Annotated in this window: 19 protein-coding genes; 2 read left to right on the top strand and 17 right to left on the bottom strand. The window is 70.2% G+C overall.

What is annotated here, in order from left to right; all coding sequences use genetic code 11:
* Nucleotides 1-385 precede the first annotated feature (385 nt).
* On the top strand, nt 386-2,134 hold the full coding sequence (ispH, locus tag PLE19_20995; protein ID HPD17423.1) for a 4-hydroxy-3-methylbut-2-enyl diphosphate reductase: 1,749 nt from the start codon (nt 386-388) through the stop codon (nt 2,132-2,134).
* On the opposite strand, the gene PLE19_20990 is transcribed toward ispH, so the two are convergent.
* The 16 genes from PLE19_20990 to mutY all read right to left on the bottom strand — a co-directional run bounded on the left by PLE19_20990 (nt 2,110) and on the right by mutY (nt 20,781).
* Nucleotides 2,110-4,365: an FAD-dependent oxidoreductase gene (locus tag PLE19_20990; protein ID HPD17422.1), complete on the bottom strand. Its 2,256-nt coding sequence runs from the start codon at nt 4,363-4,365 to the stop codon at nt 2,110-2,112. The two genes, ispH and PLE19_20990, sit on opposite strands and share 25 nt — an antisense overlap.
* Nucleotides 4,366-4,384: 19 nt before the next feature.
* A complete protein-coding gene (uvrB, locus tag PLE19_20985; protein ID HPD17421.1) occupies nt 4,385-6,430 on the bottom strand; it encodes an excinuclease ABC subunit UvrB in 2,046 nt (681 codons plus the stop codon).
* 32 nt (nt 6,431-6,462) lie between these two features.
* On the bottom strand, nt 6,463-7,740 hold the full coding sequence (locus tag PLE19_20980) for a GGDEF domain-containing protein (protein ID HPD17420.1): 1,278 nt from the start codon (nt 7,738-7,740) through the stop codon (nt 6,463-6,465).
* Nucleotides 7,737-8,168, bottom strand: a complete 432-nt coding sequence (locus PLE19_20975) for a helix-hairpin-helix domain-containing protein (GenBank protein HPD17419.1) — start codon at nt 8,166-8,168, stop codon at nt 7,737-7,739. The genes PLE19_20980 and PLE19_20975 overlap by 4 nt, the downstream gene beginning before the upstream one ends.
* A gap of 90 nt (nt 8,169-8,258) precedes the next feature.
* A complete protein-coding gene (gene der, locus PLE19_20970) occupies nt 8,259-9,584 on the bottom strand; it encodes a ribosome biogenesis GTPase Der (GenBank protein ID HPD17418.1) in 1,326 nt (441 codons plus the stop codon).
* A gap of 11 nt (nt 9,585-9,595) precedes the next feature.
* Nucleotides 9,596-10,969 carry a hypothetical protein gene (locus PLE19_20965; protein HPD17417.1) on the bottom strand — a complete coding sequence of 458 codons (1,374 nt, stop codon included), beginning with the start codon at nt 10,967-10,969 and terminating at the stop codon, nt 9,596-9,598.
* Nucleotides 10,966-11,223, bottom strand: a complete 258-nt coding sequence (gene yacG, locus PLE19_20960) for a DNA gyrase inhibitor YacG (GenBank protein HPD17416.1) — start codon at nt 11,221-11,223, stop codon at nt 10,966-10,968. Before yacG ends, PLE19_20965 begins: the two co-directional genes overlap by 4 nt.
* Entirely contained in the window at nt 11,201-11,512 is a 312-nt protein-coding gene (locus PLE19_20955) for a zinc ribbon domain-containing protein (protein HPD17415.1), read from the bottom strand. The genes yacG and PLE19_20955 overlap by 23 nt, the downstream gene beginning before the upstream one ends.
* Before the next feature lie 63 nt (nt 11,513-11,575).
* Nucleotides 11,576-12,208 carry a nucleotide exchange factor GrpE gene (locus PLE19_20950; protein HPD17414.1) on the bottom strand — a complete coding sequence of 211 codons (633 nt, stop codon included), beginning with the start codon at nt 12,206-12,208 and terminating at the stop codon, nt 11,576-11,578.
* An 11-nt stretch (nt 12,209-12,219) separates the two neighbouring features.
* Nucleotides 12,220-13,344, bottom strand: coding sequence for a molecular chaperone DnaJ (gene dnaJ / locus PLE19_20945; GenBank protein ID HPD17413.1), 1,125 nt, complete (start codon nt 13,342-13,344; stop codon nt 12,220-12,222).
* Nucleotides 13,345-13,470: 126 nt separating this feature from the next.
* On the bottom strand, nt 13,471-14,316 hold the full coding sequence (locus PLE19_20940) for a HEAT repeat domain-containing protein (protein ID HPD17412.1): 846 nt from the start codon (nt 14,314-14,316) through the stop codon (nt 13,471-13,473).
* Nucleotides 14,317-14,355: 39 nt separating this feature from the next.
* Nucleotides 14,356-15,972: a chaperonin GroEL gene (gene groL, locus PLE19_20935; protein HPD17411.1), complete on the bottom strand. Its 1,617-nt coding sequence runs from the start codon at nt 15,970-15,972 to the stop codon at nt 14,356-14,358.
* A 72-nt stretch (nt 15,973-16,044) separates the two neighbouring features.
* Nucleotides 16,045-17,658, bottom strand: a complete 1,614-nt coding sequence (groL, locus tag PLE19_20930) for a chaperonin GroEL (GenBank protein HPD17410.1) — start codon at nt 17,656-17,658, stop codon at nt 16,045-16,047.
* Between the two features lie 296 nt (nt 17,659-17,954).
* On the bottom strand, nt 17,955-18,788 hold the full coding sequence (locus PLE19_20925) for an RnfABCDGE type electron transport complex subunit B (GenBank protein HPD17409.1): 834 nt from the start codon (nt 18,786-18,788) through the stop codon (nt 17,955-17,957).
* A 48-nt stretch (nt 18,789-18,836) separates the two neighbouring features.
* Nucleotides 18,837-19,595: a metallophosphoesterase family protein gene (locus tag PLE19_20920; protein HPD17408.1), complete on the bottom strand. Its 759-nt coding sequence runs from the start codon at nt 19,593-19,595 to the stop codon at nt 18,837-18,839.
* 94 nt (nt 19,596-19,689) lie between these two features.
* A complete protein-coding gene (mutY, locus tag PLE19_20915; protein ID HPD17407.1) occupies nt 19,690-20,781 on the bottom strand; it encodes an A/G-specific adenine glycosylase in 1,092 nt (363 codons plus the stop codon).
* A 165-nt stretch (nt 20,782-20,946) separates the two neighbouring features.
* On the opposite strand from mutY, the gene PLE19_20910 reads away from it, so the two are divergent.
* Complete coding sequence (locus PLE19_20910; protein ID HPD17406.1) at nt 20,947-22,074, top strand: hypothetical protein; 1,128 nt, start codon at nt 20,947-20,949, stop codon at nt 22,072-22,074.
* Here the strand turns inward: PLE19_20910 and PLE19_20905 are convergent.
* On the bottom strand, nt 22,071-22,646 hold a 576-nt coding region (locus tag PLE19_20905), incomplete at its 5' end, for a CDP-alcohol phosphatidyltransferase family protein (protein ID HPD17405.1). The two genes, PLE19_20910 and PLE19_20905, sit on opposite strands and share 4 nt — an antisense overlap.

Genomic DNA, 22,646 nt, shown 5'->3' with positions numbered 1-22,646 from the left:
CTCGTCCCTACGCTCTGCGTGGGGACGGGCCTCTTGGCCGCTCCGCGGCCTCTTCTTCCTCCTCTTCTTCGTGGAGAAGAACCTCCCGCGGGTCCCGAACCCGCGGGAGGTCGGCAAGCCCCCCAGCGCTCGCCCCTCCAGTTACCCTCCCGAAGGTATTGGAACCTTCGGGAGGGAGGTGTCTGGAATCGCACCAGCGAGGATGCCACACTCAAGAAAGGCCATGAATCGCCAGACGGCGGGGATGAGCTGGAGGACAGTTTTCGGAAGCCGCGCGCAAGCGCTCTGCGTTCAACACCCTCAGGCATCGCAACCGCCTCCACCCGAGGCGGCGGGCGTTGATCGCCTCCGGCCCGCCTGCTATACTTCGAGGGAGGAGATGGCCGTGGAAGTGAAGCTCGCCAAGACGGCCGGCTTCTGCATGGGCGTGAAGCTGGCGATGGATAAGGTGCTCACGCTCTCGGAGCAGGCCGACGAGCCGGTCTACACGCATGGGCCGCTGATCCACAATCGCCAGGCCATCGAGATGCTCGAGGCGCGCGGGGTGCGCGACATCGAGAAGCTGCCGGAGGCGGCGGCCGGCTCGGTGGTCATCCGCGCACACGGGGTGCCCGACGCGGTGCGCGAGTCGCTGCGCTCGCGCGGGCTGAAGGCCATTGACGCCACGTGCCCGCACGTGCTGGCCTCGCAGCGCCACATCGAGCGCTACGCGGCCCGGGGCTACACCATCGTCATCGCGGGCGACAAGGAGCACGCCGAGGTCGAGGGCCTCAAGAGCCACGCGGGCCCCCGCTGCGTGGTGGTGAGCACGCCCGCCGAGGCCGAGGCGGCGGCCGTGGCGGCGCCGGCGTGCCTGGTGGCCCAGACCACGTTCAGCGAGGAGGCCTACGACGCGATCGCAGCCATCCTCCGCACGCGCGTGCCGGGGATCGAGGTGCTCCAGACGATCTGCCAGGCGACGCGCGAGCGGCAGCGCGAGGTGACCGAGCTCGCGGCGGAGGTGGACGCAATGGTGGTGGTGGGCGGGCGCCACAGCGCGAACACGTGCCGCCTGGCGGAGATTTCGCGCCTGTGCGGGAAGCCGACGTTCCACGTGGAGACGGCCGACGAGCTGGACGCCGAGGCGCTCGCGCAGTTCGCGGTGGTGGGGCTCACCGCCGGCGCGTCCACGCCCAACTGGATCACCCGCTCGGTGCTTCAGGCGCTGGAGGACCTGTCGCGTCGCGAGCCGCGCGCCCAGTGGCTCTCGTGGCGCGCGCTGGCCGCGCTCACCCGCAGCAATGTGTATTCGGCGCTGGCCACGGTGGCGCTGGCCTACGCGAGTTGCCAGCTCCTGGGCATCGCCCAGCCGTCGCCGCTGTTCCTGCTGGCGCCGTTCTGCTACGTGTTCGCGATCACGACCCTGAACCGCCTGTCGCTGGGCGAGCGCGGCGTGCCGCACCCGCCGCCGCGCGTGGCGTTCTACCATCGCCATCCGCGGCCGCTGCTCGCCACCAGCGCGCTGTTCGCCCTGGGGTCCCTGGCGTCGCTGGCCCTGGCGCGCGCCTGGACGCCGCTGGTGCTGCTCCTCATCGCCTATGCCTCGGGCGTGGCCTACAGCGTGAGGCTGGTGCCTCGCGGCCTGCGAGGGCACCTCCGCGTGGCGCGCCTGAAGGACCTGCCCGCGTCGAAGGACCTCTTCATCTCTGTGGGCTGGATGGTGGTGTGCGTGATCGTGCCCTGGGCGGGCGAGGGCGGGAGGGCGTCGCCGGCGCTCATCGTGGCCTGCGGGTTCGCGTTCGTGCTCACTTTCGTAAAGGCCAGCCTGGTGAATCTGGGCGACATGCAGGAGGACCGCCTGCTGGGGCGCGAGACGCTGCCGATCCTCCTGGGAGCGGACCGGACCCGGGCGCTGCTGGCCGCGCTCGCGGTGCTGCTGGCCGTGGTGCTCGCGGCGGCCCCGGCGCTGGGCTGGGCGCCGCGCCTGGCCTGGGGGCTGCTGGCCTGCCCCGCGTACCTGCTGGCCCACCTGCGCTGGCGCGTGCGGCGGGGCGGCGCATGCGACGTGGTGTACACGCTCATCGCAGACGGCACGCTGCTGCTGGCGGGCGTGCTGGCCCTGGGCTGGCGCTACTTGCTGGCGGCGGGGCCGTAGACCTCCAGTTCCCACAAGCGCGAGGTGTTGGTGGGCGCGGCCGTGACGAGCAGCCGAAGCCGCTTCGTCTTCACCGGCTCGAACGACCAGACGCGATAGGGGTCGTCGTTGCCCCTGACCGCTGACCCGGGGACCTCGCGCCACGCCTGCCCGTCGTGCCACTGGAGCGCGAAGTCGGTGATCGGGTCCCCCACCGCTCCCGCCGACAGCCAGCCGGAGACGATGCGCGCGGAGGCGATGCGCCTTTCCTCGTTCCAGGAGAGTTCCACCCAATTGGGCACTTCGGCGGGGCTCACCCAGCGCCCGGCGTTGGTGGTCGTGTCGGCCTTGCCGTCGGTGAGGCTCGACGGGGGGTACATCGTGGCATCGCGGTCGCCCGAGGTGGTGACCTTCGCGGTGCGGGCCAGGTTCTCGCCGGGCGGGGTGAAGGGGGGCATGGGCTTGGGCGGGCGGCTGGCGGCGGGCGCCGGCAGCGCCTGCGTGCTCAGGGGCGTGGAGAGGAGCTTCTTGAGCTCGTCGAGGTGTTTCTCGTAGACGCCGCGCGGCGTGGTGTCGAGCCTCTTGCACAGGGCGGCGGCGCGGCCGACCACCTCGCCCATCATGCCCCCGGTGCCCATCACGCGCGTGGTGCCCAGGGCCTCGTGGGTGACGCTGATGTCGCGGCCCGCCATCATCAGGTTCTCAATGTTCCGCGAGTACAGGCTGCGGTAGGGCAGCAGGAACGGCCCCTGGAAGTGGGTGAATTTGGCGATGGAGATGAACTCGTCGCCCTCGAAGTACTTGCCCAGCTTCGGCTCGGGCACGTGGAGGTCAATGGACCACGTGCACGGCACGCAGGCGTCGGGGAACTCGCGGTTGCCCAGCACGTCGTCCTTGGTGACGATCACGTCGCCGAGGAGGCGGCGCGACTCGCGCTTGCCGATGACGTAGGCGGCCCATTCGAGCTTGTGGTTCGGGTAGAGCTTCAGGTCGTTCTTCAGGCAGTCCCAGGCGCCGTACATGCCGCGGAAGTTGTTGTCGCGCGCGCGCTCGACCTCGCGGAGGGGGTCGCGGTCGAAGCCGCTCTCCCAGAACCAGTGGCCGAGCTGGTCGAGCTTGGAGGGGAAGGGCTTGCCCCGGAGGTCATAGGCCCAGGGGCAGCGGGGGAAGGGCGAGGGCTGGCCGGTGTCCACCACGCGCCACATGTTGCTGCCGCCCATGTGGCCCTTCTCGGTCGTCTCGTGGTCGGCGCCGGCCAGGAAGCCGATCGTGCCGTCGCCCGTGCAATCGGCGAACAGGCGGCCGGCGAAGCGGACCTCCTGGCTGGTGGCCACGTTCCGGGCGATCACGGCGGCGATGCGCTTCCCGGCCATCTCGACCTTGAAGGCATGGTGGTTGAGGTAGAGCGCAAGGTTCTTCTCGGCCCGGGCCACGGCAAGCTTGGCCGCGTCGCCGTGGGCTTCTTCGGTGTCGGGGCTGCGGCGGGGGGGCTTGGGGTTCAGCTCGCGCACGATCTCGCCCAGGCGCGGGTACGGGCCGAGATTGGTCCGGCCCTGGATCCACACGCGGACCTCCGAGCTGCTGTTGCCGCCGAGCACGGGGCGGTCCTGGATCAGGGCCACCCGGAGGTCCAGCCGGGCCGCCGCCACGGCGGCGCAGGTGCCGGCCACGCCGCCGCCCACCACCACGAGGTCGTAGCGGCCGCCGTCGGCCGGCTCGTCGGGCAGCCCGAGCGCCTTGCGGCGGAACTCGTCCAGGCCCCTCGGGTCGTTCGGGGGCGTGAAGCGCGCCTCGGGGGTGAAGAGAAGGGCGTCGCACCGGCCCTCGAACCCCGTGAGGTCATGGAGTGCGACGGGCACCTCCCTCTTCGTGATGTTCACCGTGCCGCCCTCGTGCCAGGCCCACTCTGCGCCCTGGGTGCCGAAGGTGGTCGCCAGCGGCGTGCCGTCCACCACGACCTGGAACCGCCCCGGCGCGCCGGAGGCGCCGAACTTCGCCACCCAGTCCACCGTGCGCACGAGGACGCGGTATTCTCCCGTGGCGGGGAAGGTCACGGTGGTCCTCGCGTCGGCCACGGGCACGCCGAGGCCGTGGGCGAGGAGATAGGGGGAGCCCATCTCGCCGATGAACTGCTGGTCGAGCACCCAGCCGCCGGGGTCGGCGAAGCTTTCGGCCTCCACGAGAAGCGCCTGGCCGCCCAGGGCGGCGCCGGCCAGCACCAGCGCGGCGCCAAGCGAGTGGATCGCCTTCATCGGGTCTCCTCCTGTCGGGTCATTCCCACGGTTGTTTGCGGCTCGCCTTGCGCCGCGTCTTATAGGGCCGCCGCGACGCTTGCGGCTTCACCACGTCCACAGACTTCCCTTGCAGCGCGTAGAGGCGGTCGCGCAGGGCGGCCGCGCGCTCGAAGTCGAGCACCTCGGCGGCGGCGAGCATCTCGCGCTCGAGCTCGCCGATCTGCTCGCGCCGCGCGTAGCGCTCCTCGCTCTCGCCCACCATCTCGCGCTCGACGCGGTGGGCGGCCACCTCGTCCTGGATGCCGCGCAGGATCTCTTTGGTCACGGTCTTCGGCGTGATGCCGTGCTCGCGGTTGTAGGCGAGCTGGATGGCGCGGCGGCGGTCGGTCTCGTCAATCGCCCGGCGCATCGAGTCGGTCACGCTGTCGGCGTAGAGGATCACCTCGGCATTCACGTTGCGCGCGGCCCGGCCGATCATCTGGACGAGCGAGGTTTCGGAGCGGAGAAAGCCCTCCTTGTCGGCGTCCAGGATCGCCACGAGGGCCACCTCGGGCAGGTCGAGCCCCTCGCGGAGGAGGTTGACGCCGACGAGGACGTCGAACTCGCCGCGCCGCAGGTCGCGGAGGATCTCCACGCGCTCGATGGTCTCGATTTCGGAGTGCAGGTAGCGGCAGCGATAGCCTTCCTCGAGGATGTAGTCGCTCACGTCCTCGGCCAGGCGCTTGGTCAGCGTGGTCACGAGCACCCGCTCCTTGCGCGCGACGCGTCGGGCGATCTCGCGCAGGAGGTCCTCCACCTGGCCGGTGGCGGGCCGCACGGCGATGGCGGGGTCCACGAGGCCCGTGGGGCGGATGACCTGCTGGACCACCTCGCCGCCCGAGCGCGCGAGCTCGTAGGGGCCGGGCGTGGCGGAGACGAAGAGCACGCGGCCGACCAGGCTCTCCCACTCCTCGAACTTCAGGGGGCGGTTGTCGAGCGCCGAGGGGAGGCGGAAGCCGTGCTCGACGAGCGTGACCTTCCGCGAGCGGTCGCCGCCGTACATCCCCTGAAGCTGCGGGATGGTGACGTGCGACTCGTCCACGATGGTGAGGAACTCGCTGGGGAAGTAGTCCAGGAGCACCCAGGGGCGGCTGCCGGGCGCTCGGCCGCTGAGGTGGCGCGAGTAGTTCTCGATGCCCGGGCAGAAGCCGGTCTCGGAGAGCATCTCGAGGTCGTAGCGCGTGCGCGCCTCGAGGCGCTGCGCTTCGATCAGCTTGCCGCGCTGGCGCAGTTCGGCGAGCCGCGCCTCCAGCTCCTCCTCGATGCCGGCCAGCGCGTCGGTGAGCTTGTGCTGCGGCAGCACGAAGTGGCGGGCGGGGAAGATCGTGAGCTGGTCGTAGACGCGCAGGGTCCGGCCGCTCAGGGGGTCAATCTCGGCGAGGCGGTCAATCTCGTCGCCGCAGAACTCGATGCGGTAGGCGCTCTCCTGGTAGGCGGGAGAGATCTCCACGGCGTCGCCGCGCGCGCGGAAGTGGCCGCGGACGAGCTGGAAGTCGTTGCGGTCGTACTGGATGTCCACCAGCGCCCGCAGGAGTTCGTCGCGCTCGATCGCCTGGCCCACGCGGAGGGCCAGGGTCATGCGCTCGTAGTCGGCCGGCGAGCCCAGGCCGTAGATGCACGACACGCTGGCCACGATGATCACGTCGCGGCGCGAGAGCACGGCGCTGGTGGCCGAGAGGCGCAGGCGGTCCAGGTCGTCGTTGATCGAGGCGTCCTTCTCGATGTACGTGTCGGTGCTGGGGATGTAGGCCTCGGGCTGGAAGTAGTCGTAGTAGCTGACGAAGTACTCGACCGCGTTGTGGGGAAAGACCTCTCGGAACTCGCTGTACAGTTGCGCGGCGAGCGTCTTGTTGTGCGAGATGACCAGCGTGGGCAGGCCCAGGCGCGCGATGAGATGGGCCATGGTGAACGTCTTGCCCGAGCCGGTCACGCCCAGGAGCGTCTGGTGCCGGGCCCCGGCGCGGAAGCGGGTGACAAGGGCCTCGATGGCCTGCGGCTGATCGCCGCGTGGCTCGAACTTCGCGCGCAGGTCGAACGCGCTCATGGCGGCATCCCGTTCCACGGCCAGGGAGCGTGTCAGCCGGCTGTGGCTTCGCTGGGGGCCTCGGCGGCAACCTCGCGGGGCGGCTCCCAGACCCGCACGCGGTCGCGGCCGCTCTCTTTGGCCGCGCGCACGGCTTCCCCTGCGTGGGCGAGCAGCGGGTCAATGCCGCTCATGTCCTCGTCGAACTCCGCCACGCCGATGCTGACGCTGGCGATGATCGCGGTGCCGTCGTCGGCCGGATACCTGTTCTCGCGGAGGAGGCGCCGCAGGCGTTCGGCGACGGTCCGCGCCTTGTCGGCCTCGGTGTTCGGCACCAGCACGGCGATCTCGTCGCCGCCGCACCGGTACACGCTGTCGGCATCGCGGATGTTCTGCTTGACGAGCGACGCGACCGCATGCAGCAGGCGATCGCAGGCGGCCGAGCCGAACGAGTCGTTCAGCATCCTGAAGTTGTCCACATCAATCACCAGCAGCGACAGCGGCTCGCCGTAGCGGCGGCACAGGCTGATGGCTTCGGTCAGCCGGCTCACGAAGTGCCGCTGCGAGTAGGCCCCTGTCACAGGGTCCAGCACGGCGGCCTCGTAGGCCGCGGGCGCCTGGAGGGCGCGCGACAGGGCGCGGGCCGCGGCCTCCAGCCGACGGCCCAGCCTCGGCACGGCATCGGCCCCCTCGGCCCCAGCAGCCAGGGGCACCTCCACCCGCAGAGCCCCGAAGCAGCGCTCCCCGTTCAGCAGGGGGAAGAGGAACTCCGCGGCGGCATCGCCCCTCGTTTCCAGGGGCTTGCGACACTCGGCCAATCGCTCCAGGGGGCCCCTGTCAGCCTCGTCGGCCGGGGCATCGCGCCTCACCACGGCGCCGTCGGCGCACTCGGCTCTTGCGTGGAACGCGCCCGAATCGTCTCGCAGCCACAAGGTCACAGCCGAGGCGTGCGCGAAGTCCGCCACCGCCTTCAGGCCCTGCTCCGCAATCTCGTCACGGCTCGGCTCCCCGCCGGCGAGGTCATCGAGCACCCTCAGGATGGCGGCAAGCTCCTTGTCCGCGCTGGCGCTCACCGGCGCGGGACGCTCCGCTGCCAGCTCGTCGTCCTCCTCACCGAAGTCCTCACTCGCCCCCCCTCCGCGCGGCAGGTTCCTGGCCCAGTCCAGCACGGCGAGGCACAGAAGAGCCGTGACGACCGCGAGGATCGGGCCGGCCAGGTCCATCGCCTGGGCCTCGGGCGTGAAGCCGATCGCCAACTGCCTGCCGCCGAGCACCAGGCTGATGCCCGCGAGCAGCGCGCCGGCGTAGAGCAGTATCGCGTTCGGCCTCAAGGCACAAGCTCCGTTGGTTGGAGTGCGGCGTCCACATCGGGCGTCACGAGGCCCCGAAGCCTCGCGACCATGTCTCTGTTCAGCCCGGGCACCTGGAGCAGATCGGTCCCGCGCTGGAATGGCCCGTGCGCCTCGCGATAGGCGATGATCCGAGCCGCCCTCGCCGGGCCGAGGCCCGGCAGGAGCTTCAGTTCCTGCACGCCCGCGCGGTTCAGATCGATCCGGTACTCGATGCCGTCGCCCGCCTTCAGGCGTTCCACGGGCTTCGTCTGGGGCCATCGGGACGCCGCGTAGGCCCACGCGCACGCGCCGATGGCCAAGAGGCTGAGAATGTACAGGATGACCTGGTCCTCATCGAGGAGGCGCCAGGGGGCCTTCATGCGCTTGGGGTCGCCCATCGGCCCGCCCTCGGCAGCCGGCACACGCATCGGGGAACTCCCGCGGGATCGCACGGATGCCTACGGGTGGATTATAGCCTGCCCCATGCGCCCCGTCAAGGCGAGGCAGGGCCGAGTTCCTCACTCGCCGCCACGGCGCGTTCGAGCGCGCAGGTCCAGGCGGATGGGAACCTCGGGGAATGGCAGGCGCTCGCGCAGCGCGTTGGCCAGGTATCGGCGGTAGACCGCGCCGACCAGCTCCGGGCGGTTCACGAACACCACGAGCGTCGGCGGGGCCACCCCCACCTGCGTTGCGTAGTAGAATCGCGCCTGCGCGCCCTGTTGCCGGCCGGGGCTCTTGAGACGCACGGCCTCGTGCAGGGCTCGGTTCACCTCTGCGGTGGTAGCGCGGTGATGGGCCTGCTTGAAGAGCTGCTGCGCGAGTTCGATGGTCGGCCAGACCCGCCGGCCCGAACGGGCCGTCGTGAAGGTGATTGGCGCGTAGCTCAGCACAGGCAGCGTCTTCTCCAGGTAGTCGGCATACTGCTGAGTCGAGATCTTCCCCTTGGCCAGGTCCCACTTGTTCACCACGATCACGCAGGGCTTCAGGCGGTCGCCAATCTCGCGGGCCAGGCGCTTGTCCACCTCCACGATGTCCGAGGCCACGTCGAGCATCAGGAACACCACGTCCGCCCGGGCGATGGACTCCCGGGCGCGCACCAGGCCGTAGAACTCGACGGAGGCCCGCTGGCGGCGCTGCTTGTGGATTCCCGCCGTGTCAATCACCACGAAGGTCTTGCCGTCCTTCTCGAACTGCACGTCCACCGCATCGCGCGTCGTGCCGGGGAGTTCGCTCACGATGACCCGCTCCTCGCCCGCGATGGCATTGACAAGCGAGGACTTTCCGACGTTCCGGCGGCCCACGATGGCGAGCTTCATCATCACGTCCGGGGCGCGGCCCAACAACCCCGCCGGCAGAGCCGCCACCACGGCGTCCAACAGGCGGCCGAGTCCCCGGGAGTGCGTGGCCGAGACAGGGAGTGGCGGGCCGAGCCCCAGCGCCGCGAACTCGGCCGCGGCCGGCTCCGCGGCCGGCCCATCGGCCTTGTTGGCCACCAGGAGCACGGGCTTCTGAAGGCCGCGAAGCCGGGTGGCGATGGCGCGGTCATCGGGAAGGAGCCCGGCGCGGGTGTCCACCACCATCACCAGCAGATCGGCCCGTTCGAGCGCCTGGTCAATCTGCCGCTGCACATGCGCGGTCAGGCCATCGGCATCCTCTACCCCGATGCCGCCCGTGTCCACCAGTTCGAAGCTCGCCCCCGAATGGCGCACCACGGAGCTCAGCCGGTCGCGGGTGATGCCTGGCGTGGCCTCGACAATGGCGATCCGCCGGCCGCACAGCGCGTTGAAGAGGGTGGACTTGCCGACGTTGGGCCGCCCAACGATGGCCACACAGGGAAGGCTCATGGCGGGGGGCCTCAGCTCTTGGGGGGGGCCGACGCAGGGAGGAGTCGCTCGGCGTCCCCGGGCTCCAGGTGCACCTCCGTGATCGGCGTCCCGTCCGCGCGCAGGCGCAACAGGAAGTAGATCACCGTGGCCGACGTGAAGACATAGCCTGCACAGAATGCCAGGAACACAATGTCCAGAAGCACCCTGTCCATCATCAGGAAGAAGCCCACCACGGTCTCGGACGCCTCGCCGCCCGTCACCAGCGTGCCCATGGACAGCGGGGCCAGCGTGGCCCACTCGGCGCCGATGCGAACCAGGTACACGAATGCGAGGCAGGCTCCGCCATGGGCCACTGCGGCCAGCACGTAGAAGGCATAGCGCCACGGGTGTGTGAACAGGTAATGGAAGGACCGGCTCCAGGCGTCGAAGGCGCCCACGTCGCCCGTGGCAACGGCTCCCGCCATCAGCGGAAGGCCGAGGATGAGCCAAAGGCCGAGCATCGCCGCCACGAGCCCGCCCAGGAGGGCCATCGGCGACAGGAGGCCGACCACGAGTTCGCCCGCGTACGGGATGCGCCATCCCAGCGCAGCGATCGCCCACAGGAGGCCGGCCAGTGCGCACACGCCGACCAGCCCCGCCAGGGCCCCCTTCGCCGTCGAACGGCTGCGGTCGCGGACGACCGCCGCCGCAACGCCAATCGCGAGCAGGCCGACGAGGGCCACCACCGCCAGCAGGAGGTTCCACACCAGGAAGCCGGCGGCCATGAGCAGCAGCTCGAGCGCCACAATGGCGAGGGCCAAGCCGAGCGGCGGACCGTAGAACGACTGGTGCTTGCGCCGCGTGTAGGCGCAGGCGCTCTCGAGGTCGAGCCGGTCCCCTACCGCGTACTCCACAGCCGTGAGCCTCATGATGGCGGCGCCGTAGTAGGACCACACGAACAGCAGCCCGAAGCCGATCAGCAACCCGAGCACGGCCAGCGTGGCAAGACTCTGGCACGACCACACCATGACCAGGCGGCCGAACGGGAGGGCGCAGCGGACCGCCAGAACCGCTCCAAGCTCGCGGCAGGCGTTCGTCACCAGGTCGCAGGCAAAGGCCCGTGTGGCCCGGGCGGCGGCCCCGAGGCGGCCGCTCAGGAGGGCGCCGAGGATGTCGGTGTCGGCCACGGGGAAGCCGGCCTCCTCGGCAAGCCGGGCGTCCAGGCCCTCGAGCGGCAGGGCGGGAGGGGGCGCCCCCATCGGGATCTCCAGGGCGTTGTAGAGGCACCCGAACAGCGCCAGGAGAAGGCCCGCGAGCGCCACGGAGAAGACGATGCCCTTGAAGGCGAGCCACAGCTTGCGAGGGTCGAGCAGCAGGCGGAAGGCCAGGAACAGGTCCGTCCAGTCGCTCTTCGGTTTCCTCATGGCGTGCCCTCGGCTAGAGAGTCCTCGTCGGGCGGGTCCCAGGAGTGGGCCTGCCAGTCCCCCTCGCTGATGGGTTCCTCGAGGCGGTACTGGCCCCCGAGCCAACGGCCCAGGTCTAACAGCTTACACCGTTTGGAACAGAAAGGGAAATGGGGCAGGCTCTGGGCCGCCGGCTTACGGCAGATGGGGCAGGTCCCCGCGGGCGCGCCTGGGGGCGGGGGCGGGGGCGGGCTATTTTCCTCCCTTGTCGGCATGCTTCTCTGCCCCCGGCTTGGTGGAGCTGTCCTTGGCGGACGCCGTGTCCTTCGACGCGCCGGCGGAGGAGCTGGTCTCGGCCTTGGCTTTGGCCTGGTATTCGGAGCTTCGGTAGTCGGTGATGTAGAAGCCCGATCCTTTGAACAGGAGGCCCCCTCCGGCGCTGATCAGGCGCCGCGCCTTGGCTCGCCTGCACTTCGGGCAACGGCGGATCGGCTCTTCGGTGATGCTCTGGAAGCGCTCGAAGCTGGCCCCACACGCCTGGCATTCATACTCGTAGGTCGGCATAGCATGTCACCTCTCTTCGTCCCCATCATCCTCAGCCCCCGCGGGAGGGGGGCGCCACTCTGGCTAGTTGGTGCCCTGCGCGGCCGATGGCGCACTCTTGGCCACGACGACTCGCGCGGGCCGCAGCAGGCGGTCCTCGATCAGGTATCCCTTGCGCACGACCTCCACGATGGTCTGGTCGGCCACGCCCTGCCTCTCCACCTGGGCGATCGCCTCGTGGTAGGCGGGGTCGTAGGGCTTGGCCAGGGATTCGAAAGGCGTCACGCCCTCTTCGCGGAGCGCGGCGAGGAGCTTGCTGTGGATGAGCTCGACGCCCCGCAGAAGCACGCCGCTCTCCTTCGCGGCGCCGGGGGTGTTGAGCGCCAGCTCCAGGTCGTCCACCACGGGCAGGATGCGGAGGGCGAAGCGGCGTCGCGCCTCGTCGGCCACGCGCCCCCGCTCGCGCTCCTGGCGCTTCTGGTAGTTGATGAAGTCGGCCTTGGTGCGCTGGAGCTTGTCGAGGAAATCGTCGCGCTCAGCGGCCCGGGAGCGCAGCTCGTTGATCTCCTCGGCCAGCACCTCCACGGTGGCCAGGTCGCTCGCCTGCGTGTCGCCGGCGACGGGTTCCTGTTCCTCGGTCGGCACCTCTTCCTCGGCGTGCTCGGAACTCTCGGTGTCGGGCTCAGGCTTCTCGGGGATGTCGGGCTCTTGTGACATCGGCTACGCTCTCATTCCTCGGTGAAGAAATCCTTGAGCTTCCCGAAGAAGCTCTTTCGTCCGGGCGTCACGTTCCTGTCTTCCAGCTCGGCGAGCTGCCGGAGGAGCTCCGCCTGGCGCTCGGTGACTTTCTTGGGCACTTCGATCTGCACGATCACGTGCTCGTCGCCGCGTCCCCGGCCATTGAGCCGCGGCACCCCGAGGCGGGGCAGGGTGAGCACCTCGCCGCTCTGGGTGCCGGGCGGCACCCGCAGCTTGGCCAGCCGTCCCTCGATCGTCGGCACGTCCACCTCGGCGCCCAGGGCCGCCTGGCTGTAGGTGATCGGGACCCGGCAGATCAGGTCGTCGCCCTGGCGCTTGAAGAACTCGTCGGGCTGCACGTGCACGTAGCAGTACAGGTCGCCCCGCTCCAGGGAGTCGTTGCCCAGCTCGCCCTGGCCGGGCACGCGCAGGCGCACCCCGTCCTCGATGCCCTGCGGGATGCGGACTTCGATGGCCACCCGGCGCGGGGTTCTGCCGGCGCCGGAGCAATCGCCGCATGGCTTGTCAATCACCTGCCCGCCGCCCCGGCACGAGGGGCACAGGGTGCGCACGGCGAAGAAGCCGGCGCGCTGCTCCACCTGGCCCCGGCCCCGGCACGTGGGACACGTGCGAGGGCCTGACCCCGGCTGCGCTCCGCTGCCGCCGCAGGCGGCGCACGGCTCGCGCCGCGTGATCTCGATGGTGCGGGTGACGCCGAAGCACGCATCCCGCAGACTCAGGTGCAGCTCGTGCTCGACGTCGTACCCTCGCCGCCGCCTGCCACCGCCGCCGCCGAGGCCGAAGAGGCCGAGTTCCTCGAAGATGCCGGCGAACAGGTTGGACCCGAAGACATCCTCGACGCTGCTGAAGTGCTGGAACCCGGTGCCCTTGAGGCCGTCGGGGCCGTACTGGTCGTAGCGCCGCCGCTTCTCAGGGTCGCTCAGCACCTCGTAGGCTTCCGCAATCTCCTTGAACCGTTCCTCGGCCTCCTTCCGGTTGTCGGGGTTGCGGTCCGGGTGGTTCTTCAGTGCCAGCTTCTTGAAGCTGCGCCGGATTTCGTCCGCCGAGGCCTCCTGGCTGACTCCCAGCACCTCGTAGTAGTCGCGCTTGGCCATGCGTAAGGGACTCTATCAGAGCAGCCGTCGTCGGCGCCATGCACGGGTTCAGGTGACGCTTGCGTGAAGGAAAGGCAGGCGCCTGCCCCGGATGCGTCGCCCGGACAGGCACTCGCGGCCCTGGGTTCATCCCTCCTTCTCGGCTCGAACGGCACGCTTCTTCCGAACGCGCCAGGCGTTTTCCCAGGCCTGGAGTTTGGCCTTCCGTTCGGCGTCATCGGCCCCGCCCTTGATGAAGATCGCACTGCCGCCGAGTCGGCCGAGGGTGGTGGCCGCAGCACGCCAGATGCGCTCGTCGGCCGAGTCCCGGGCCAGCGCGAGGAGGGGCTCGATGACCCCCTCGGTATCGAGTTCGGTGAGGCGCAGCGCGTCACAGCCGGCGATCACGATCTCGGGGTCCTTCGCCGACAGCCACTCGAGGAGCAGGGGCGCGATCTGCTTCTCGAGGACTTCGCCCCGCCAGCCGGCCAGGGCTCGCGCCACGGCCACGCGCAGGACGACGTCGCCGTCGGGCTTCAGGGCCTTCTCTTTGAGATAGTCGAGCACCTTGGGGTCCTGGGTGTTGGCCAGTCCGACGGCCGACCACAGGCGCACCGAGGCATCGGAGTCGGCAGCCTCGTACCATTTCTGGAGCAGCGCAGTGACTTCGGCAACGCGGTTCGGGGGCACCACGCTCTTGCCGGCGCTGGTCTGGGCCAGGATGAAGGCTACGTCGAACCGCACGCGGTTGGCGGTGGCCTCGTTGCCGAGCTTGATCACCCGGTCGAGCACGGCGGGGTTGTCGCCGCGCGCGACGCTCGAAGCGATCAGCCTTCGCGCGGTCGCGCGCTGGGAGTCGGGGCGCGCCTGGTCCTGGAGCACGCCGATCTGCGCTTCCAGGGCCTCGTCGGCGGCGCCCGCCCTCAGCGCGGAGGGTGCCAGCATCAGGCCCAGCAGAACAGCCAGTCTCAGCGGCCTACGCGGCGGTTGCATGTCGGCTCCTCTCTTCTCGCCAGGGGCGCCCGCGCGTGCTCAGTGGACGCTTCCCTCGACGGGTGCCTTCTCCTTCTTGTCGTCGAAGTCGGTCACCAGGGTCTCCGTGGTCAGCATGACCGCGGCGATGCTCGCGGCGTTCTGGAGGGCGCAGCGAGCCACCTTGGCGGGGTCAATGATCCCCGCGTCGAACATGTCGACGTATTCCTGCGAGTTGCCGTCGAACCCGATGTTCGGCTTCTGCTCCTTGAGTTCGGCGGCCACCACGGCCCCGTCGGCGCCGCTGTTCGACGCGATGAGGCGCAGCGGCATCTCGATGGCCCGTGCGACGATGCCGGCTCCGAGCTTCTCGTCTCCTCGCAGCTTCGCCTTGGCCTTCTCGACGGCCGCCTGGGCGCGCAGCAGGGCCACGCCGCCGCCCGGCACGATGCCCTCCTCGATGGCGGCCCGGGTCGCGTGCAAGGCGTCCTCGATGCGGGCCTTGCGCTCCTTGACCTCGGCCTCGGTGGCGCCGCCGGCCTTGACGATCGCCACGCCGCCCGACAGCTTGGCGAGACGCTCCTCGAGCTTCTCGCGGTCGTAGTCCGAGGTGGTCGTCTCGATCTGGTACCGGATCTGGGCGATGCGCTTCTTCACCTCGGCCGTGGAGCCGCCGCCGCCGATGATTGTGGCCCGGTCCTTGGTCACGGTGACCTTCTGCGCCTTGCCCAAGTCGCTGAGTTGGACGTTTTCGAGCTTGACGCCCAGGTCCTCCGAGATGAGCCTGGCGCCGGTGAGGATGGCCATGTCTTCGAGGAGGGCCTTTCTGCGGTTGCCGAAGCCGGGGGCCTTGACGGCCACGCAGGGGAGCAGGCCGCGCAGCCGGTTGATGACCAGGGCCGCCAGGGCCTCGCCCTCGACGTCCTCGGCCACCACAAACAGCGGCTTGCCGGACTGCGCCACGGCCTCCAGCAGGGGCAGCATGTCGCGCAGGTTCGAGAGCTTCTTCTCATGGAGGAGCACCAGGCAGTCTTCGAGCACGGCCTCCATCGTCTGCGGGCTCGTGACGAAGTAGGGGCTCAGGTAGCCGCGGTCGAACTGGAGGCCTTCGAGGAACTCGAGGCCCGTCTCCACTGTCTTCCCCTCTTCCACCGTCACGACGCCGTCCTTGCCGACCCGCTCGACGGCATCGGCGATGAGGCCGCCGATGAAGCGGTCGTTGTTGGCGGAGATGGCCGCCACCTGGGCGACCTCGTCCTTGGACTTCACGGGCCGTGCCAGGCGGCCGATCTCCTCGATGGTGGCCTCGGTGGCCCGCTCGATGCCGCGGCGGATGGCCAGGGCGTCGCCGCCGGCCATGACCGCCTTGAGGCCCTCGCCGTAGATGGCCTCTGCCAGCACGGTGGCCGTGGTGGTGCCGTCGCCCGCCACGTCGCTGGTCTTCGAGGCCACCTCGCGCACCATCTTGGCGCCCATGTTTTCGAAGGGGTCCTCAAGCTCGACTTCCTTGGCCACGGTCACGCCGTCCTTGGTGACCGTGGGGCCGCCGTAGGACTTCTGGAGCAGCACGTTGCGCCCGGTGGGGCCGAGGGTGACAGCCACCGCGCGCGTGAGCTTCCGAATCCCGTCGAGCACCTTCATGCGGGCATCTGCATCGTATAGAATCTGCTTTGGCATCCTGGTCGACTCCCGTACTCAATACCTTTTCTTGCTGTTTGACTCCAGACCCCAGGGCGTCTCGCCGACGGCTCAGTCGCCGTGCGGGTGGGCGTGCCCGTGTTCGTCAGTCTCCTTCTCCACCTCCATGACGACGAGGCAGTCGCTCATGAGGAGCATGGTGGCGGCGCTGGCCCCGTTCTTGAGGGCGGCCTTGGTGACCTTGGCGGGGTCAATGATGCCGGCCTCGATGAGGTCGCAGTGTTTCTCGGCGACCACGTCGAAGCCGACGGTGTCCTTCTCGTTGAGCATCTTGCGCAGGATGACGGCGCCCTCGAAGCCGGCGTTCTTGGCGATCTGCTTGAGGGGCGCGGAGAGGGCATCGCGGAGCACCTGCACGCCGACCCGCTCTTCCGCAGGCACCTGGAGGGCGTCGAGCGCCTTCGCGGCCCGCACGAGCGCCACGCCGCCGCCCGGGAGGATCCCCTCTTCGATGGCGGCGCGGGTGGCGCTGTGGGCGCTCTCGAACCGGGCCTTCTTCTCTTTCATCTCGCTCTCGGTGGCCGCGGCGACGCGGATCTCGGCCACGCCGCCGGCGAGCTTGGCCAGCCGCTCCTGGAGCTTCTCGCGGTCGTAGTCGGAGGTGGTCGCCTCGAGTTCCTTGCGAATCTGCTTGCAGCGCCCGCTGATGCCGGCGGGGTCGCCGGCCCCTTCGACGATCGTCGTGTTATCCTGGTCCAGAATGACCTTCTTGGCCCGCCCCAGGTCGTGGAGGCTCACGGTGTCGAGCTTCAGGCCGAACTCCTTGAAGATCGCCTTGCCGCCGGTGAGGATGGCGATGTCTTCCAGCATGGCCTTGCGCCGGTCGCCGTAGGCGGGGGCTTTCACGGCGGCGCACGGGAGGATGCCGCGCAGCTTGTTGACGACCAGGGTGGCGAGGGCCTCGCCCTCGACCTCCTCGGCGATGACCAGGAGCGGCCGCTTGGTTTCCGCGACCTTTTCGAGCAGCGGCACCAGCTCACGCGCGTTGCTGATCTTCTCCTCGTGAATGAGGATATAGGCGTCCTCCAGCTCGCACGTCATCGCCTCGGGGTCGGTAACGAAATGCGGGGAGAGGAAGCCGCGGTCGAACTGCATGCCCTGGACAACGTCCACGACCGTCTCGAGGCCCTTCCCCTCCTCGATGGTGATGACGCCGTCCTTGCCCACCTTGCGGATCGCCTCGGCAATGGTCTTGCCGATCTCGGCGTCCTGGTTAGCCGCGAGGGTCGCCATGCCGGCGATCTCGGAGTCCTGGATGGGCCGGCTCATCTTCGCCAGCTTGTCGAGCACGGCCTCGACGCCCCTGTTGAGCCCGCGCACCACGTGAATGGCCGAGTGGCCGGCGATGACCATCTTGAGGCCGGCCAGGAAGAGGGCCTCGGCGAGGACCGTGGAGGTGGTGGTGCCGTCGCCGGCATCGTCGTGGGTCTTGGTGGCGGCCTCGCGCAGGAGGCGCGCGGCGAGGTTCTCGAAGCGGTCCGCCAGATCGATCTCTTCGGCCACGGTGGCGCCGTCGCGCGTCACCTTGGGGCTGCCCCAGCCTTTGTCCAGCAGCGCATTCCGCCCCCGCGGCCCTAGCGTGCTCTTCACGGCGCGGGCCAGCTTCTCCACCCCGGCGCGCAGCGACGCTCGCGCGTCATCCTCGAACGCAAGCAACTTGGCCATTCGCCTCATCCTCCTTGCCGCCCAGAACCGGGCGCGTTGGCATTATAGCGGAAGGTCCCGGCCGGTTCAACTCCGGCCTCGACATTCGAGGCGGACCTTCTTGCGGCAGCGCTACAAATTCCGTACCAAAGCCTTTCCGCATCGCGACCGCCGCGTAAGTGTCCAGGGATAGCGTTCTTGTGCACGTTGCGCACCGGCGGAAGACTCAGGCCGCTGCCAAAGTGGCAGCCATGCGGCCCTCGCCGGGCGGGGCGGTTGTCATTGTGGCAGTGCGACCAGGCCCCCGAACACCTGCGTCACGCGTTCCCCACGCTCGCGGCTGCCGTCATCCCCCGCTGGTCCACGAACGTGCTCATGGGGCACTTGGTCACGGCGGCGTCAGGGTCGGTCCACTTCGCGAAGTCTATCTTGGGCAGGCTCTCTCCCCAGCTCACCGCCCCCGACTCCGTCACCTTCACGCAGAGCCGGCACTTGATGCAGCCCCGCCCGCACATGGCCTTCATGGCCGGCCCCTTGGCCGCGGGGTTCGAGCAGCCCAGGAAGACGCGGTGCTGGCTGGGCAGGATGCTGATGATCCCGACCGGGCAGGCCTTCACGCAGACGCCGCAGGCGGTGCACTTGGCTTCGGAGATGACGGGCAGGCCCGCCGCGCTCATCTGGATCGCGCCGAACGGGCAGGCGCGCGAGCAGTTCCCCAGCCCCACACAGCCGAACTTGCAGGCTTTCGGCCCGCCCTGGAGCAGGGCCGCCGCGGCGCAGTCGCGCACGCCGGCGTAGTCGAACTGCTGGGCCGCCACCCCCCAGCCCCCCTGGCAGTGGACGACTGCACGCCGCTTCTCGACCTCGTCCACGGAGACGCCCAGGATGGCGCCGATGAGCCTGGCGCACTTGGGGCCGCCCGGCGTGCACGCGTTGGGCGGGGCCTCGCCCTTCACCACGGCCGCCGCATAGCCGGCGCACCCGGCGTAGCCGCACGAGCCGCAATTCGCGCCGGGCAACACCGCGAGCACCTCCTCCACGCGCGGGTCCATCTCCACACGGAAGCGCCTGGCGGCCACCGCCAGCCCCGCGCCGAAGCCAATCCCCAGAACGGCCAGAAGCGACACAGACAGGATCACCAGCGCTGACATACGTGCTCCACAGGCTCACAAGGGGGCCGGAACCGCCAGCCAGGCGCCTCATCTGCCCAGGGCCAGACGCTCCGCACAGAGAGCATCGAGGTGGCTGGCTCGAATCTTCTCCATCATCTTCCGAACATCGTACTGCACGCGGCGGTAGAACACCTGGCCGTCCTCGACCTGCACGTAGCACGCGCGCAGGTCGCCATCGCGCGGCTGGCCCACGGAGCCGACGTTCACCACCGCTTTCCCTCGCGCCAGGTCGAACCGGCCCCCTATCTCGGCGGGAGAGAAGAACGCCATATCCTCCGTGAACACCCCCGGAAGGTGGGTGTGCCCCACGAAGCAGGTTCGCTCGAACTTCGCGAAGATTTCCTCCATCTTCCCCGGATCCACCTCCACGTCCTCGGGGAAGATGTACTCCGTCACCGGGTCGCGGGGCGAGCCATGCACGAGCAGCCTGCCATTGCGTTGATGGGTCTCCGGCAGGCTCTTCAAGAAGGCCCATCTGCGCTTGCGCGACGGCCACGGCCAGCGCGCGGGCGACAGGCGGTCCCGCGTGAGGTCAATCGCCTGCCGCGCCATCTGGTTGAACCCGAAGGCCGTGTTGAGCACGGCCCAGTCGTGGTTCCCGCACAGGCACAAGGAACACGTGCGCTGAACCAGGTCAATGCACGCTTCGGCATCGATCCCGTAGCCCACCACGTCGCCGAGGCACACAACCTCGTTCGAGCCCTGCGCCTCCGCATCGGCCAGCACAGCCTCGAGGGCCTCGCGGTTCGCGTGGATGTCGGAGATGATCGCGACCCTGTCTGCCATGCTGCTCTGCCAGTAGCCAGGGGTCCATCCTTCGCTAGTGTATAGGCCCGCCCAGCGCAAGTCAAGCGCGCCGGCCCGCCCGCGTCGCGGGCACTCATCGGGCGGCAGCGGCGCCCCCGCCGATGCGGCGGAGGATTCCCCGGCTGCCGGCCGGAAAAGGATACGCCGCGAGATCGGCCGGCCTCACCCAGCGGACCGCCTCGCATGCGAGCGGGCGCGCGCGCCCCCGAGGGGCCCGGCACTCGAAGGCGTGCAGGGTCACGCGGAAGTGGCTGTAGGCGTGCTGGCAGATAACAAGCGGCGACAGGCGGCCAATCTCGAGACCCACTTCCTCTCGGACCTCGCGGCGCACGGTCTCCTCGAGGGGTTCGCCCTCCTCGCGCTTGCCGCCGGGAAACTCCCACAGCCCGCCGAGCAGCCCGCTGGGCGGCCGGCGGGCGATCAGGACCCTGCCCCGCCGCCACACGAGGCCCACCCCCACGTCGAAATGCGGCACAGGCCCCCGCCTGGCCTTCCTGGGCAACTCCTCCTGTTCCCCGTGCAGGAACGCGCCGCAAAGCCTCGCGGCGGGGCACCGCGGGCATCGGGGGCGGGCAGGCGTGCACACGAGCGCCCCCAGTTCCATCATCGCCTGATTGAAGTCCCCTGCACGGCCGCTGGGAATGAGTTGCTCGGCCACTCGCCAGAGGCGCCGCTGCGTCGCCGCCGCCCGGATGTCGCCCCGAAGGCGGAGCAGGCGGGCCAGGACGCGCGCCACGTTCCCATCGAGCACGGGAGCGGGCACGTCGAAGGCGATGCTCAGAACGGCGCCGGCCGTGTAACGCCCGACGCCGGGAAGAGCGCGCAACTCCTCGAGGTCCCTGGGCACGCGCCCGCCGTGCTCGGCAACCACGCGGCGAGCCGCGGCGTGCAGGTTGCGCGCACGGGCATAGTAACCCAGGCCGGCCCACGCCCAGAGCACCTCCTCCAACGGCGCCGCCGCCAGCGCCGTCAGCGTGGGGAACCGGCTCAGGAACCGCCGGTAGTAGGGTATCACGGCGTCCACCCGCGTCTGCTGGAGCATCACTTCGGCCAGCCAGATGCGATAGGGGTCGCGGGTGCGACGCCAGGGCAAGTCGCGCCGCTCGCGCGAGTACCACGCGAGCAGCCGGCGCGGCAGTTCCCGAACAAGAGATGACTCAGACATGTGGGTCCCGGTTCCTGAACTCGGCCGCGGGCCATCGCCGTGGGGCCTCCGCGATTATACCACGGGCCGGGCACCCAGGCGCGGCGGCACGAAGCGCTTGGAACCCCGACGCCTCTGCGCTACAATACGGGGGTGCCGTTCCCCTGCCATTCGGAAAGGTCATGCATGGCCGACGAAACGCCCAAGTGCAAGAACTGCGGCGCCGAGCTCCAAGGGCGCGACGTGTACGAGGGCACATGCCGCGCGTGCCGCGAGGAGGCGATCCTCGGCGCGCGCCCCCCGCGTCCCAAGGAGAAGCCCCGCGGCGGCCCCCCCCCGTTGCCGAAGGCCCGCGACAAGGCCGTGCCACCCGACGCCATCGCCATCGAGACGGGCGTGGACATCGAGGCCGACACCAAGGAGATTCCTTCGGAGGGCGAAGCCGCGGCCGGCGCCAAGCCGCGGCACGCGCCTCAGCCCATACCCACGCCGCGCGCGCCCGCTCCCTCGGCCGCCCCCAAGACCAGGGCGGCGAGTGGCGATTCCGATCTGCCCTTCCTGGAGCTCCGCAGGCCCGCCGGCGCGGCCCCGGCCCGTGAGGAGATGGAGCCCGCCCCCAGCGAGGACCCTGTGGGGGACAATGCCATCCTCCCGTTCACCACGGCCTCGGAGCCCGCGCCAAGCCAGCCCTCGGCCCCGCTCCCGGCGGCGGAGGCACCGTCCCCTGCCGCCTCGGGGCCCGCGGTCAGGCATTCCACCCGCCGTTTCGCGCCCCAGCAGGTTGAGGAGGAGCCACGCCCAGCCGAGCGTCTGCCCCCGAGGGCCGAGGCGCCCAAGTTCGCCCCTCTCTCCCCCGTGCCGCCCGCCGCTGCGACGCGCGAGCCTGCGCGCGAGGCCGCCGATTTCGGCCTCGTGGAGGACGACCCGCGGGATCGCCAGCCCCCGGCGCGCATCGAGCCGGAGCCTCCCGTCAGGCCCGCCAGGGCGCCTGCCGCAGCGCCCGCCCTTGCCGCGGCGCCAGCCGTTGCCGCGGCACCCGCCGCCCCCGCCCCGCGGCTCGAGACCGACCTGGCGAGCGGCCGCCTGAAGTCCCTGCTCGACGACCTGGAGGCCCAGGTGGCGCAGCTCTCGAAAGTGCTCTCCATCGCCCACACGGCCTCGCCGAGGCCCGTCTGGTTCGGGTTCCGCGCCGGCATCGGATTCGTGCTGGGGCTGGGCGTGCTCGCGGGAGTGGCGGCGGGGCTTCTGGCGCTGGTGGGGGCGACCGTCTACCCCCCTGCCCTCGCCCTCCTGCGCCGGCTCCTCGGGTCCTAGCGCTTGCGCATCATGCCGCGCACCAGGGGCATGGCCGACCGCAGGTAGTCCACCCCCGACCACAGCGTCACCGCGGCCACGAGGACCATGAGCCAGTGGGCCTTCTGCTGGGTCGCCTCCAGGGCCAGCGGGTCGTCGGGCGGCGTCGCCACGATCAGGACGAGCACCGCCAGGATCACGATGCCCTGCGTGATGGCCTTCATCTTGCCGCTGAAGCGCGCGGCCAGCACCACGCCGGCCCGCGCCGCGGCCACGCGAATGTAGGCCACCAGGGCGTCGCGGTAGAAGATCACCGCCAACACCCACAGATGCGTGTACCCGCCCCACAGGAAGCACAGGAACACCGAGAAACGCGCGATGCTGTCGGCCATGGGGTCCGCCAGCTTGCCGAACTCCGTCGTCTCCCGCTTCGTGCGGGCGAAATAGCCGTCCAGCAGATCCGTGATCTCGAACAGGCAGGCGATGACGAGCGCAGCCGCGTGGCCGGCCGTGCCGCCGAGGATGAACGCGGCGACGAACACCGGGCTCAGGCCGAGCCGCAACAGGGTGAGTTGGTTCGCAATCCCCACGGG

This window comes from Planctomycetota bacterium, assembly GCA_035384565.1.
GTDB lineage: Bacteria > Planctomycetota > PUPC01 > DSUN01 > DSUN01 > DAOOIT01.
The sequence above is the reverse complement of the archived record's forward strand: the minus strand, read 5'-3'. Positions and strand labels throughout refer to the sequence as shown.

Excerpts from the sequence above, each read along its gene's own strand:
- PLE19_20990 (HPD17422.1), bottom strand. The coding sequence starts at position 4,365 with ATGAAGGCGATCCACTCGCTTGGCGCCGCGCTGGTGCTGGCCGGCGCC.
- uvrB (HPD17421.1), bottom strand. The coding sequence starts at position 6,430 with ATGAGCGCGTTCGACCTGCGCGCGAAGTTCGAGCCACGCGGCGATCAG.
- PLE19_20975 (HPD17419.1), bottom strand. The coding sequence starts at position 8,168 with ATGCGTGTGCCGGCTGCCGAGGGCGGGCCGATGGGCGACCCCAAGCGC.
- der (HPD17418.1), bottom strand. The coding sequence starts at position 9,584 with ATGAGCCTTCCCTGTGTGGCCATCGTTGGGCGGCCCAACGTCGGCAAG.
- PLE19_20965 (HPD17417.1), bottom strand. The coding sequence starts at position 10,969 with ATGAGGAAACCGAAGAGCGACTGGACGGACCTGTTCCTGGCCTTCCGC.
- yacG (HPD17416.1), bottom strand. The coding sequence starts at position 11,223 with ATGCCGACAAGGGAGGAAAATAGCCCGCCCCCGCCCCCGCCCCCAGGC.
- PLE19_20955 (HPD17415.1), bottom strand. The coding sequence starts at position 11,512 with ATGCCGACCTACGAGTATGAATGCCAGGCGTGTGGGGCCAGCTTCGAG.
- PLE19_20950 (HPD17414.1), bottom strand. The coding sequence starts at position 12,208 with ATGTCACAAGAGCCCGACATCCCCGAGAAGCCTGAGCCCGACACCGAG.
- dnaJ (HPD17413.1), bottom strand. The coding sequence starts at position 13,344 with ATGGCCAAGCGCGACTACTACGAGGTGCTGGGAGTCAGCCAGGAGGCC.
- PLE19_20940 (HPD17412.1), bottom strand. The coding sequence starts at position 14,316 with ATGCAACCGCCGCGTAGGCCGCTGAGACTGGCTGTTCTGCTGGGCCTG.
- groL (HPD17411.1), bottom strand. The coding sequence starts at position 15,972 with ATGCCAAAGCAGATTCTATACGATGCAGATGCCCGCATGAAGGTGCTC.
- groL (HPD17410.1), bottom strand. The coding sequence starts at position 17,658 with ATGGCCAAGTTGCTTGCGTTCGAGGATGACGCGCGAGCGTCGCTGCGC.
- PLE19_20925 (HPD17409.1), bottom strand. The coding sequence starts at position 18,788 with ATGTCAGCGCTGGTGATCCTGTCTGTGTCGCTTCTGGCCGTTCTGGGG.
- PLE19_20920 (HPD17408.1), bottom strand. The coding sequence starts at position 19,595 with ATGGCAGACAGGGTCGCGATCATCTCCGACATCCACGCGAACCGCGAG.
- mutY (HPD17407.1), bottom strand. The coding sequence starts at position 20,781 with ATGTCTGAGTCATCTCTTGTTCGGGAACTGCCGCGCCGGCTGCTCGCG.
- PLE19_20910 (HPD17406.1), top strand. The coding sequence starts at position 20,947 with ATGGCCGACGAAACGCCCAAGTGCAAGAACTGCGGCGCCGAGCTCCAA.